9 protein-coding genes are annotated in these 12,634 nt (G+C 70.5%); 6 read left to right on the top strand and 3 right to left on the bottom strand.

Translation table 11 applies throughout. From position 1 onward, the window contains the following. The first annotated feature begins 73 nt into the window (after window positions 1–73). Entirely contained in the window at window positions 74–649 is a 576-nt protein-coding gene (locus RLT59_RS35540) for a CGNR zinc finger domain-containing protein (RefSeq protein WP_311307193.1), read from the top strand. 230 nt (window positions 650–879) lie between these two features. Next, complete coding sequence (locus RLT59_RS35535; RefSeq protein WP_311307970.1) at window positions 880–3,090, top strand: HelD family protein; 2,211 nt, start codon at window positions 880–882, stop codon at window positions 3,088–3,090. 143 nt (window positions 3,091–3,233) lie between these two features. Here the strand turns inward: RLT59_RS35535 and RLT59_RS35530 are convergent, their stop codons facing one another. Then, entirely contained in the window at window positions 3,234–4,166 is a 933-nt protein-coding gene (locus tag RLT59_RS35530; protein WP_311307192.1) for a M56 family metallopeptidase, read from the bottom strand. 3 nt (window positions 4,167–4,169) lie between these two features. Further along, a complete protein-coding gene (locus tag RLT59_RS35525; RefSeq protein ID WP_311307191.1) occupies window positions 4,170–4,592 on the bottom strand; it encodes a BlaI/MecI/CopY family transcriptional regulator in 423 nt (140 codons plus the stop codon). A gap of 265 nt (window positions 4,593–4,857) precedes the next feature. Here RLT59_RS35525 and RLT59_RS35520 point away from each other — a divergent pair, with 265 nt between their 5' ends. From RLT59_RS35520 to RLT59_RS35505, 4 genes are all read left to right on the top strand, one after another. Continuing rightward, the gene (locus RLT59_RS35520) at window positions 4,858–5,433 is read left to right on the top strand and encodes a TerD family protein (RefSeq protein ID WP_311307190.1); all 576 of its coding nucleotides are present in this window, start codon (window positions 4,858–4,860) and stop codon (window positions 5,431–5,433) included. 49 nt (window positions 5,434–5,482) lie between these two features. Next, window positions 5,483–6,064, top strand: coding sequence for a TerD family protein (locus RLT59_RS35515; RefSeq protein WP_311307189.1), 582 nt, complete (start codon window positions 5,483–5,485; stop codon window positions 6,062–6,064). 49 nt (window positions 6,065–6,113) lie between these two features. Further along, complete coding sequence (locus tag RLT59_RS35510) at window positions 6,114–6,569, top strand: tellurite resistance TerB family protein (protein ID WP_311307188.1); 456 nt, start codon at window positions 6,114–6,116, stop codon at window positions 6,567–6,569. 279 nt (window positions 6,570–6,848) lie between these two features. Beyond that, window positions 6,849–10,130 carry a GH92 family glycosyl hydrolase gene (locus RLT59_RS35505; RefSeq protein ID WP_311307969.1) on the top strand — a complete coding sequence of 1,094 codons (3,282 nt, stop codon included), beginning with the start codon at window positions 6,849–6,851 and terminating at the stop codon, window positions 10,128–10,130. A gap of 65 nt (window positions 10,131–10,195) precedes the next feature. Here the strand turns inward: RLT59_RS35505 and katG are convergent, their stop codons facing one another. After that, the gene (gene katG / locus RLT59_RS35500) at window positions 10,196–12,424 is read right to left on the bottom strand and encodes a catalase/peroxidase HPI (RefSeq protein ID WP_311307187.1); all 2,229 of its coding nucleotides are present in this window, start codon (window positions 12,422–12,424) and stop codon (window positions 10,196–10,198) included. Between the last annotated feature and the right edge of the window lie 210 nt (window positions 12,425–12,634).

Genomic DNA, 12,634 nt, shown 5'->3' with positions numbered 1-12,634 from the left:
CGCACCATCGCGAACCGTCTAAGGCGGTTCTCCTATGCCGACACAGCGATACGCAACCGGCTAAGGTGGTTCCATGCGAGCTGAGTTCCCTGACTTCCGCCTCGGCAGCGTGCTGGCGACCAGCTTCACCGGGACCCTGTCGGAGCGTCACGGCACGCCTGTGGAGCGCATTCCCGCGCCGCACCGGCTCGTCGACTGGCTGGCGCTGAACGGCCTGGCCGTGAAGTCCTGCGGCACCGCTCAACTCGGCCTCGCCCGGGAGCTGAGGGAGTCGATTCACGCCGCGGCGACGGCCGCCGCGACCGGCGAAGCTCTCCCCGCGTCCGCTGTCCAGATCATCAACGACCGGAGCACACAGGGCCGGGCCGCCGCCGTCCTGACACCCGAGGGCAGGCGGCGGTGGCAGCTCGGCTCGGGTTCCCGTGTGGAGGACGCCCTCGGCGTGATCGCCGCCGACGCGATCAGCGTCATCTCGGACGAACGGGACGGAAGGCTGGCCCTGTGCGCATCGCCCACCTGCCGGGCCGCCTTCTTCGACACCAGCCAGAGCCGCACCCGCAAATGGTGCGACATGAACACGTGCGGCAACCGTCAGAAGAAAGCACGCTTCAACGCCAACCAGCGCAGGAGCCCCAGTTCGGCGGAGTGACCGTCACCTCGGCGCCACTGCGCGACCTGCCTGGGCATCGCGGGTCACGCATCGATGAGCGCCGCCGATGAGTACAGCCGAAAAATCCCCGGTCCGCGATTGCGGGCCGGGGATTTTCCCAGGTATATTGAGTGTTTCTGTGCGCCCACAGAAAAGGCCCCTCACCGGGGGCCACTAAGCAAGACCATATCCGGCAGGGAGCCATTTTGTCAACTCGGGAAAGCTCCGAATTGCAGGGGGAGCAGGAATTCATCGACCGGCTCTACGACCGTGTCGACGCACTGCGCGGAGTCGCCGCCCAGCACGTCCAGGACGCGCTGACCCCGGTCGGTACCGGACTGCAGGCCCGTCACGAGCGCGACGTGCTCGTCGCCGAACGCTCGGGTCTGCTGGCTGCCCTGAACTCCGTGGACGGGTCGCTGTGTTTCGGCCGCATCGACCTCGCCACCGGCACGGTCCACCACATCGGCCGGATCGGGATCCGCGAGGACGACACCGCGCACACTCCCCTGCTGATCGACTGGCGCGCGCCGGTGGCCCGCCCCTTCTACCTCGCCACCGGTCACACCACCATGGGGCTGCGCCGGCGCCGCCACATCACCACAGAGGGCCGCACCGTCACCGAGCTGCACGACGAGATCCTCGACGTCGGGGACCGGGAGCGCACCGGCTTCGAGGATCCGAGCGGCGACGCGGTGCTCCTCGCGGCCGTGAACTCCGCCCGCACCGGCCGCATGGGCGACATCGTGCGGACCATCCAGGCCGAGCAGGACCGCATCATCCGTGCCCCGCACCGCGGTGTCCTGGTCGTCGAGGGCGGCCCCGGCACCGGCAAGACAGCGGTGGCGCTGCACCGGGCGGCCTATCTGCTGTACGAGCACCGCGAGCTGCTCGCCAAACGGGCCGTCCTGATCGTGGGCCCGAACCCGGCCTTCCTGCGCTACATCGGCGAGGTGCTGCCCGCGCTCGGCGAGACCGGTGTCCTGCTCGCCACCCAGGCCGAGCTCTTCCCCGGGGTGCACGCCGACGGCACGGAGACCCGCCGCGCCGCCGCCGTCAAGGGCGGTGCGGCGATGGCGGAGGCGCTCGCCCTCGCCGTCCGCGACCGGCAACAGCTGCCGGAGCCCGGCGCCCCGATGATCATCCGGCACGACGACGGCGACCTCGTCCTGGACTGGGAGATCGCCTACGAGGCCCGGCAGGCGGCCCGTGACACCCGGCTGCCCCACAACCTGGCCCGGCCGCACTTCGCCTTCCGGATCATCGACGCCCTCACCTCGCAGCTCACCGAGCTCATCGGCGCCGACCCGCACGGCGGGCCCAACTTCCTCGGCCCCGACGACGTCGCCCAGCTCGGCAGGAACGTCGCGCTGAGCAAGGAGGTGCACGCCGCGGTCGACGAGCTGTGGCCGCCCCTCACCCCGGAGGGGTTCCTCACCGGCTATCTCGCCGAGCCCGGGTACGTACCGGACGAGGACGCCGAAGCGATTCGGCGCGCGCCCGGCGAAGGCTCCTGGACCCCCGCCGATGTCCCGCTGCTGGACGAGGTGGCGGAGCTCCTGGGGGTCGACGACAGCGCCGAGCGGGCCGCCGCCGAGGCCGAGCGCCAGGAGCGGATCGCTTACGCGCAGGGCGTCCTGGAGCTGTCGAGGGGTTCGGAGTCGTACGAGTTCGAGGACGAGGAGTCCGAGACGCTCGCCGCGCACGACATCATCGACGCCGAACGGATGGCGGAGCGGCAGGAGGAGGCCGACCACCGCAGCGCGGCGGAGCGCGCCGCCGCCGACCGGACCTGGGCGTTCGGCCACATCATCGTCGACGAGGCACAGGAGCTGTCGCCCATGGCGTGGCGGCTGCTGATGCGCCGTTCACCGACCCGCGCGATGACCCTGGTCGGCGACCCCGCCCAGACCTCGGAGGAAGCGGGCGTCGGCTCGTGGGAGAAGATCCTGGAGCCGTACGTGGGTGACCGCTTCGAGCACACCGCGCTCAAGGTCAACTACCGTACGCCCGCCGAGATCATGGAGCTCGCCGCCCGGGTCGTCCGGGCGCAGGACCCTTCCTTCGAGCCGCCCGGCTCCGTGCGGTCCACCGGCGAGGTGCCGTGGATCCGGGACGCCGGGGACGATCTGGCGGGCGCGGTGGCGCGGGCGGTCTCTGAGCTGACGCCCGAGGAGGGGCGTCTCGCGGTGATCGCGCCGACGGCGCTCCACGCGGAGATCGCGGCCCCGCTCGACGGGGTCACGGCCGGTGCGGAGCCCGATCTGACCCGCCCGGTGGTGCTGCTCGGACCCAGGCAGGCCAAGGGGCTGGAATTCGACCATGTACTGGTCGTGGAACCGGCCCGGTACGGAACCAGCGATCTGTACGTGGCGCTGACCCGCGCCACACAGCGACTGGGCGTCATCCACCGGGAGAAGCTGCCCGAGTCGCTGCGCTGACAGCGTCCGGAAGGTGCTCAGGGCGCTCGGCGCGTTCGCACTCGTCATGGCCTGCGCGGTACCGGCCGGCTTCGCGGCCGCCCAAGTGCTGCGCCGGATACCGGGGTTCCGCCGGGTCCTGTGAACGGGCCGCCCGGCGGGGCCTACAGCGGCGTCGCCGCTTCGAGCGCGACGAAGAGCGCGAAGGCCGCGTTCAGCGAGGACAGCGTCGACAGGGCGGTGCCCACGGCGGCGACGAAGGCGGCGATCCCGGTCGGGGTGTGGACCGGCGGCCAGCCCTGCTCCGGCGGCACCGGCCCCAGCAGCGCGGCGACCCGCCGGGGGACGGGACCGGCGGAGGCGAAGGCCGCGACGGTCTCGGTGGCGGCCCGGTGCGAGATGATCGCCGCCTTGCCGACCGTGCGGGCGGTGAGCCGCCGGTCCCCGGTTGTGACCGCCGCCTCCTCGTCGGCCCAGCGCTCCGTGCTGTAGGTGATGGCCGCGCGCAGCGGTCGCAGCAGCGGGTTCGCGCAGCCGGCGAGCTGAACGGCCAGCAGAAGCCGGTGGTGCCGGCCGGCGAGATGGGCCCGTTCATGGGCGAGGAGCGCCCGTCGCTCGGCCTCCGTCAGGCAGTCGAGCATCGCAGAGGAGACCATGATCCGGCCGGGCGAGCCGGGCAGTGCGTAGGCGTACGGCACGCCGTCGGGCAGTACGGCGACCTCGGCCGTCGTCGGCAGTCCGGCGAGCGTGCGGTGCGCCCGGGACCGGAACCGGTAGTGGCGCCACAGGACGGACGCGCAGCCCGCGGCCACGGTCACGAGTGCGGCGATCGCCGTCTTGCCGACGAACCTGTCGTGCGGAACGGCCTTCCTGACCTCGTCGTCGGACCAGCCGTCGGGGAGCGGGTTGCCGGGCAGCTGGGCCGTGCCGACCACCGCCAGCAGACCGAGGCAGACGGTGCTGCACGACGCCAGGATCACGGCGATGGTCGCGAGCAGACGGGCGGCGCTTCGCGGGTGCAGGTGCTGCTCGGCCAGGCGCGCGATGGGCAGCGCGGTGAGAGGCAGGACCAGGGGCAGACAGACGAAGACACCCATCGGTCAACTCTCCGACTCGTCCGCGGCCGGACCCGAGCCGCTCTCGCCGAGGAGCGACCGCAGCAGTTCCTCGTCGTCCGGCGACAGGGCGGAGACGAAGCTGGACAGCACCGCGTCCCGGTCGTCCCGCTGGTCGAGGAGCCGGCGCATGCGGAACGCGGTGAGACCGGCCCCGTTCGCGGTCGACTGCCACAGCACGGGACGGCCCGAACCCGTACGGGTGACCGCCTGCTTGTCGAGCAGCCGGGTCAGGATGGTGATGACCGTGCTGTACGACAGCCCGCCGTCGAGGCGCTCCTGCACCCACGCCGCGGCGACGGGTTCGCTCGCTCCGCCCAGTACGGTCAGCACCTGGGTCTCCAGCTCGCCCTGGCCCCGGCGGCGGGCCCGAGGCTCCTGCGGCCGGCCGTCCTTCTCTCCGCCCACGACGCGGCCCCTTTCGCACGACTGCCCGGCCACTCGTTCAACTGCCGGACGCCGGGGCATACTACCGAGCCGCCCGGACGTCCCGTGGGCCCGGCGGAGCCCCGCACCGCGCTCCGCACACGCTTTACGCCGCACTCCGCGTACAAACTCTACAGTGCTGTAGATTTCAGGTGCCGCACTCGGCGACCGCGCGATCACGTGCGGTCGCGACGGTGCGCGGTTCGCAGACCACTGAACGCTGAACTATGTGCAGAGGGAGAAAACCATGGGAGTGAGCCTCGCCAAGGGCGGAAACGTCTCGCTGACCAAGGAGGCCCCCGGACTGACCGCGGTCCTCGTCGGTCTCGGCTGGGACGTCCGTACGACCACCGGCACGGACTACGACCTGGACGCCAGCGCCCTGCTGTGCGACGAGTCCGGGAAGGTTCCTTCGAACGAGCAGTTCGTCTTCTACAACAACCTGAAGAGCCCCGACGGTTCGGTCGAGCACACCGGTGACAACCTCACCGGCGAGGGCGAGGGCGACGACGAGATCGTCAAGGTCGACCTCGCGGGCGTACCGGCCGAGGTCGCCAAGATCGTGTTCCCCGTCTCGATCCACGACGCGGAGGGACGCGGTCAGAGCTTCGGCCAGGTCCGCAACGCCTACATCCGCGTGGTCAACCAGGCGGGTGGGGCCGAGATCGCCCGTTACGACCTCAGCGAGGACGCCTCCACGGAGACGGCCATGGTCTTCGGTGAGCTGTACCGCAACGGCGACGAGTGGAAGTTCCGCGCCGTCGGACAGGGCTATGCCGCCGGGCTCAGCGGGATCGTCGCCGACTTCGGAGTAAGCCTCTGACCCGCTCCGGGTCACCGTCGAACCGCCGCCCCCTGCCGAGAGTGGAGCCATGACCGTCAACCTGACCAAGGGCCAGCAGATCAGCCTCACCAAGACGGGCGGCGGTGAACTCACCGTCGTACGCATGGGTCTGGGCTGGAAGTCCGCGCCGCGCAGGGGGTTCCTCGCCCGGCTGACCGCCCGTGAGATCGACCTCGACGCCTCCGCCGTCCTCTTCGCGGGCACGGCCCCGCAGGACGTCGTCTTCTTCCAGCACCTGACCAGCGACGACGGCTCGGTCCGGCACAACGGCGACAACCGGGTCGGCGGCGCGGGCGAGGGCGGTGACGACGAGTCGATCGTCGTCGACCTGCAGCGCGTCCCGGCCCATGTCGACCAGATCGTCTTCACCGTGAACTCGTTCACCGGCCAGACCTTCGAGGAGGTCGACAACGCCTTCTGCCGGCTGGTCGACGAGACCACCGGACAGGAACTGGCGCGCTACACACTGACCGGCGGCGGGCGCCACACCGCGCAGATCATGGCCAAGGTCCAGCGGTCCGGGGCGGGATGGCAGATGACCGCCATCGGCACCGCGGCACAGGGGCGCACCTTCCAGGACCTGATGCCGGCCGTCGCCGCGCATCTGTAGCAGCCTCCCGCCGGCACTCACCACTTCGACCGACACTGGAGTATTTCGAATGGCACTGTGGGACCGCGTCAAGGAATCGGCTTCGACGATGCAGACGCAGCTCAACGCCAAGAAGAACGACCTGAAGAGCGGCGCCTTCCGCGACGCGAGCATGGCCATGTGCGCCCTCGTGGCCGCGGCGGACGGCTCCATCGACCCCGCGGAGCGGCAGCGGGTGGCCTCCCTGATCGCGGGGAACGAAGTACTGCGTAACTTCCCCGCAGAGGATCTGCAGCGCCGGTTCAACGACTACTGCCAGCAGCTGATCTCGGACTTCGACTTCGGGAAGGTCAGCCTCCTCCAGACCATCGGCAAGGTCGGCAAGAAGCCCACCGAGGCCCGCGCGGTCATCCAGATCGGCATCGTCATCGGTGGCGCCGACGGCAACTTCGACGCCACCGAGCGCGCCGTGGTCCGCGAGGCCTGTTTCTCGGCCGGTATCGCTCCGGCCGAGTTCGACCTGTAGTCCATCGGGCATCGGGCCCAGGGGCGTGCCGCTGTTCACCAGCGGCACGCCCTCCGTCGTTCCCCAAGCCTTTCCTTGACACCCCGGAGCGTCAGGAGGAGCATCCTCACGTCGTTGACAACGTTGTCGGGAGCGACGCCGTCGCGGAGTGGTCACGGCGTACCCGCTCCCGCCGCGTTGACCGTTCGTCATACACGAAGGGCAGGAACGGTGTCAGACACGCACAACCACCGGACCCACGCCGGGCTCAGAGTCATCAGTTCCGTCGCCGTCGCCGCCATGGCCGTGCTGGGAACAGCCACCACGGCCTCCCCCGCCTCGGCGGCCTCCCCCCACAGCACCGTCAAGAACCCCGTCTCGTACGTCGATCCGCTGATCGGCACATCGAACGCGGGCAACACCTATCCGGGCGCGGTGCAGCCGTTCGGCATGCTGGCCTGGAGCCCGCAGAACTCGAAGGGCAAGCAGGTCTCGACCCCTGCTCCCGGCGGCTACCAGTACGACGCGACGAAGATCCGCGGCTTCAGCCTCACCCATCTCAACGGCGTCGGATGCTCGGGCGCCAACGGCGACATCCCGATCATGCCGTACGTGGGTGACGTGGACTCCTCGCCCAGCGCGGACACCGCCGACGCGAAGTACGCCAGCGACTTCTCGCACGCCGACGAGACCGCCACTCCCGGCTACTACAAGGTCGGTCTGGCGAGCGGCGCGTCCGCGGCGCTCACGACCACCGCCCGGACCGGCTCCGGGAAGTTCGGCTTCCCCGCGGACAAGCCCGCGAGCATGCTCTTCCGGACCTCGAACTCGGAGAGCGGCAGCACCGGCGCCACCGTGAAGATCGACAAGGCGGCCCGGACGGTGACGGGCTCCGTCACCGCGGGCAACTTCTGCGGCCCGCAGAGCGCGAACAACCGCAAGGACCTCTACACGCTCTACTTCACCGCCCACTTCGACAAGGCGTTCGCGAAGACCGGCACCTGGACCGACGGCACGGTCGAGCCCGGCTCCACCGAGGCATCCGGCGGTACGGGGTACAGCTCGTCCGGCAACGCCGTGGAGGGCAAGGGCTCCGGCGCGTACGTCACCTTCGCCGACGGCACGACACAGGCCGGGGCCAAGGTCGCCGTCTCCTACGTCAGCCCGCAGAACGCCGAGGCCAACCTCCGTGCGGAGAACGGCCCCCACGAGAGCTTCGACTCCATCAGGCACCGGGCGGCGGACGTCTGGAACAGGACGCTGAAGTCGGTCGAGGTGGGCGGCGGCACGGACGCCCAGCGCTCCACCTTCTACACCGCGCTCTACCACTCCATGCTGGAGCCCACCCTCACCAGCGACGTGGACGGCCGCTACCTGGGCGCCGACCGCAAGCCGCACCGGATCACCAAGGGCCAGCAGGCCCAGTACGGCACCTTCTCCGGCTGGGACCAGTACCGCGCACAGGTACAGCTGATGACGCTGCTCAACCCGAAGGCGGGCAGCGACTACGCGCAGTCCCTCTACAACTACGCCGGCCAGCGCGGCGGCGAGTGGGACCGCTGGCTGCTGGAGAACGGCAAGACGAGTGTGATGTCGGGCGATCCCTCCGACGCGGCTCTCGCCGGGATCTACGCCTTCGGCGGCCATGACTTCGACGTCAAGGGCGCGCTGAAATCGCTGGTCAAGGCGGCGACGGTGCCCACGGCGAACGACTCGGACAGCTCCGGCTGCAACGTCGAGTGCGTGGGCCAGCGGCCGGCGCTCGACAAGTACCTGGAGCTCGGGTACGTACCGGCGGACAACTGCCACTGCTGGGGCGGCGCGGCCGAGACGCTGGAGGACGCGGCGGCCGACTACGGACTGTCCGAGCTGTCCCGCCAGACCGGCCGGACCGCCGACGCGAAGAGGTTCCTGGACCGCTCGGGGAACTGGACGAACGTCTTCGACGCCAACGCCACCCCGCAGGGCGGCTACATCCGCGACCGGAAGGCCGACGGCACCTGGGCGGGCACCTTCACGCCCGGCACCGGCAGCGGTTTCGTCGAGGGGACCAGCGCGCGCTACACCTGGATGGTGTACTCGGACGTGGCGGGCCTCGCCGCCGCGATGGGCGGTGACGAGCAGGCGGTGAAGCGGCTGGACGCCTTCTTCCGCACGCCGGACGGCAAGTTCGACTTCTCGGCGAAGGACGACACCCGGTACGACGCGACCAACGAGCCGGACATCAACGCCCCTTATCTGTACGACTACCTGGGTGCCCCGTACAAGACGCAGGAGACGGTCCGCGCGGAGCTGGACCAGCTCTGGACCGACACCCCGGGCGGCATCCCCGGCAACGACGACGCGGGGACGATGTCGTCCTGGTACGTCTTCTCGGCGCTCGGCATGTACCCGCAGAACCCCAGCCGGGCCGATCTGACCCTGACCGCGCCGCTGTTCCCGCACGCCGTGGTGCACACCGGGCACGGAAAGACGATCACGGTCGACGCACCCGCCGCCTCTGCGGACCACACCTACATCCACGGTCTCAAGGTCAACGGACGCGCCTCCACGAAGCCCTGGGTGCCCGCCTCGCTCGTCACGCACGGCGGCAGGCTGGACTACACCCTCGGCACCACGGCGGACACCTTCTGGGGTGCGGCGAAGGCCGACGTCCCGCCGTCCTTCCCCGGCGGCGGTCTGAAGTACTTCACCGGCGCCACTCCCGAGCGGCTGAAGATCGAGCCGGGCTCCGGCAGCGCGGAGACCACCGTCAAGGTGCGGAGCATCGAGACGAAGGCCACCACGGTCCACTGGACGGCGAAGGCTCCGGCCGGTGTCACGGTGACTCCGGCGGAGGGTGATTTCACCGTCCCGGCGCGCGGTTCGGTGAGCGCCGCGCTCAAGGTGTCGGCCGCCGCGGACACGGCAGAGGGCCACTACACGGTCCCGGTGACGCTGAAGTCGTCCACGGGTGAGGAGCTCCCGAAGACCTCGGCCTCCGTGACCGTGGCCGAGAAGAACGGCATGCTGTGGAACCGCAACAGCACGGCCATCTCCGCCGACGACGAGAACCCGCAGGCCAACTTCGACGGTGAGGGCTGGAGCTACTCGGCCAAAGCGCTCGCCGCGGCGGGCGCGGCGCCGGGCGGAACGGTCTCGTCCGGCGGCTTCGACTTCGGCTGGCCCGAGGTGGCGGCGGGCGACCCGGACAACATCGAGGTGGCCGGCACCGAACCACAGGTGCTGAACGTTCCCTCGGCCTCCGGTGACACGAAGCTCAGCCTGCTGGGCAGCGCGGCCGAGGGATCGGCCTCCGGGCAGGCGACGCTGACGTACACCGACGGCACCACGCAGCAGGCGGAGATCGGCTTCAGCGACTGGACGCTGGGCGGCGGCGCGGAGAAGCCGTCGTTCGGCAACACCGTCGCGGTGCACACCGAGTACCGCGACGTCCAGGGCGGCGGTACGGACCCGGTGGGCACCGAGATCTTCGCCACCGCCCCGATCGCGCTCCAGGCGGGCAAGCAGCTCGCGAGCGTGACCCTGCCGTCCACCACGGAAGGCGGAGTGATCCACGTCTTCGCGGTGGCCACGGCCTGACGCACCCGACGGGAACGGGCCGTCGCGGCAGGGGGTTCCCTTGCCGCGACGGCCCGTCCCTGTGATCAGACGAGGTCGAACCGGTCCAGGTTCATGACCTTGTCCCACGCGGCGACGAAGTCCTTCACGAACTTCTCCTTCGCGTCGTCGCTCGCGTAGACCTCCGCGACCGCGCGCAGCTCCGAGTTGGACCCGAAGACGAGGTCGGCGCGGCTGCCGGTCCACTTCACCTTGCCGGAGGCGTCGCGGCCCTCGAAGGCGGTGGCGTCCTCGGACGTCGGCTTCCACGTCGTCCCCAGGTCCAGCAGGTTGACGAAGAAGTCGTTGGTCAGCACCCCGGGGGTCTCGGTGAGGACACCGAGCGAGGACTGCTGGTAGTTCGCGCCGAGCACCCGCAGCCCGCCGACGAGGACCGTCAGCTCGGGGGCGGTCAGGGTGAGCAGGTTCGCCCGGTCGAGCAGCAGGTACTCGGCCGGCAGCCGGTTGCCCTTGCCGAGGTAGTTGCGGAACCCGTCGGCGGCCGGCTCCAGCTCGACGAAGGACTCCACGTCGGTCTGCTCCTGCGACGCGTCGACGCGGCCCGGGGTGACGGGGACCTCGATGTCGAAGCCGGCGTCCTTGGCCGCCTTCTCGACGCCTGCGGCACCCGCGATCACGATGAGGTCGGCGAGCGAGACCTGCTTGCCGCCGGACTGCGCGGAGTTGAAGGTCTCCTGGACGCTCTCCAGGAGACGAAGCACCAACGCCAGCTGGTCCGGCTCGTTGACCGCCCAGCCGTTCTGCGGCTCCAGACGGATGCGTGCGCCATTGGCGCCGCCGCGCTTGTCGCTGCCGCGGAAGGAGGAGGCCGCCGCCCACGCGGCGGAGACGAGCTCCGACACCTTCAGGCCGGAATCGAGGATCTGCGCCTTGAGCGAGGCGACGTCCGAGGCGTCCACGGTCTCGTACGTCCTGGCGGGGAGCGGGTCCTGCCACACGAGCGTCTCCGCCGGGACCTCCGGGCCGAGGTAGCGCACGACCGGGCCCATGTCGCGGTGGGTCAGCTTGAACCAGGCGCGGGCGAAGGCGTCGGCGAACTGCTCGGGGTTCTGGTGGAAGCGCCGCGAGATCTCCTCGTACGCCGGGTCGAACCGGAGCGAGAGGTCGGTCGTCAGCATGGTCGGCGCGTGGGTCTTCGAGGCGTCGAACGCGTCAGGGACGGTACCCGCGCCGCCGCCGTCCTTCGGCCGCCACTGGTGGGCGCCCGCAGGGCTCTTGAACAGCTCCCACTCGTACCCGAAGAGGATGTCGAAGAAGCTGTTGTCCCAGGCGGTCGGGGTGTCCGTCCAGATGCCCTCCAGCCCGCTGGTGATCGCGTCGGCGCCCTTGCCGGTGCCGTACGTGCTCTGCCAGCCGAGGCCCTGCTGTTCGAGCGGGGCGGCCTCGGGGTCGGGGCCGACGTTGTCCGCCGGGCCCGCGCCGTGGGTCTTGCCGAAGGTGTGGCCGCCCGCGATCAGGGCGACCGTCTCCTCGTCGTTCATCGCCATCCGGCGGAACGTCTCGCGGATGTCACGGGCCGCGGCGATCGGGTCCGGGGTGCCGTTCGGGCCTTCGGGGTTGACGTAGATGAGGCCCATCTGGACCGCGCCGAGCGGGTTCTCCAGCTCACGGTCGCCGGTGTAGCGCTCGTCACCGAGCCAGGTGGTCTCGGGACCCCAGTAGACGTCCTCGTCGGGCTCCCACACGTCCGCGCGGCCGCCGCCGAAGCCGAAGGTCTTGAAGCCCATCGACTCCAGGGCGACGTTCCCGGTGAGCACGATGAGGTCGGCCCAGGAGAGGTTCTTGCCGTACTTCTTCTTGACCGGCCACAGCAGCCGGCGGGCCTTGTCGAGGCTCGCGTTGTCCGGCCAGCTGTTGAGCGGGGCGAACCGCTGCTGGCCGGCTCCGGCGCCGCCGCGTCCGTCGCTGATCCGGTAGGTACCGGCGCTGTGCCAGGCCATCCGGATCATGAAGGGGCCGTAGTTCCCGAAGTCGGCGGGCCACCAGTCCTGCGAGGTGGTGAGCACCTCCGCGATGTCCCGCTTCACGGCCGGGAGGTCGAGGCTCTTGAAGGCCTCGGCGTAGTCGAAGTCCTCACCGAGGGGGTTCGCCACGGCGGGGTTCTTGGCGAGGATCTTCAGGTTGAGCCGCTCCGGCCACCACTGGCGGTTTCCGCCGCCCTGGGTCGGGTGCGGCGCGCGACCGTGCGCGACCGGGCAGCCGGAGACCTCCTCGGTCTTCGGGTCGGTGACGATCGCGTCGTGGTTCTCAGTCATGGAAATCCTTCCGGACGGGGCGGATCACATTGCTTTGGAACTGAGGGTGGCGGGACCCAAGGCGGTGGTACTGAGGGTGGTGGAACCGAGGGTGGCGATGGATCCGTGTGTGACGGCACTGAGCTTGGTGGCACCGACGGTGACGGGCTCGCGGGGCGGCCGCGGCGGCGCGCACGTGCCGGGGCCCCGAAGGCGATCGCCTCCCGCTGG

The organism is Streptomyces sp. ITFR-6, from assembly GCF_031844725.1.
In the GTDB taxonomy this organism is placed as follows: Bacteria; Actinomycetota; Actinomycetes; order Streptomycetales; family Streptomycetaceae; genus Streptomyces.
This window is presented reverse-complemented; position numbering and strand designations above follow the sequence as displayed.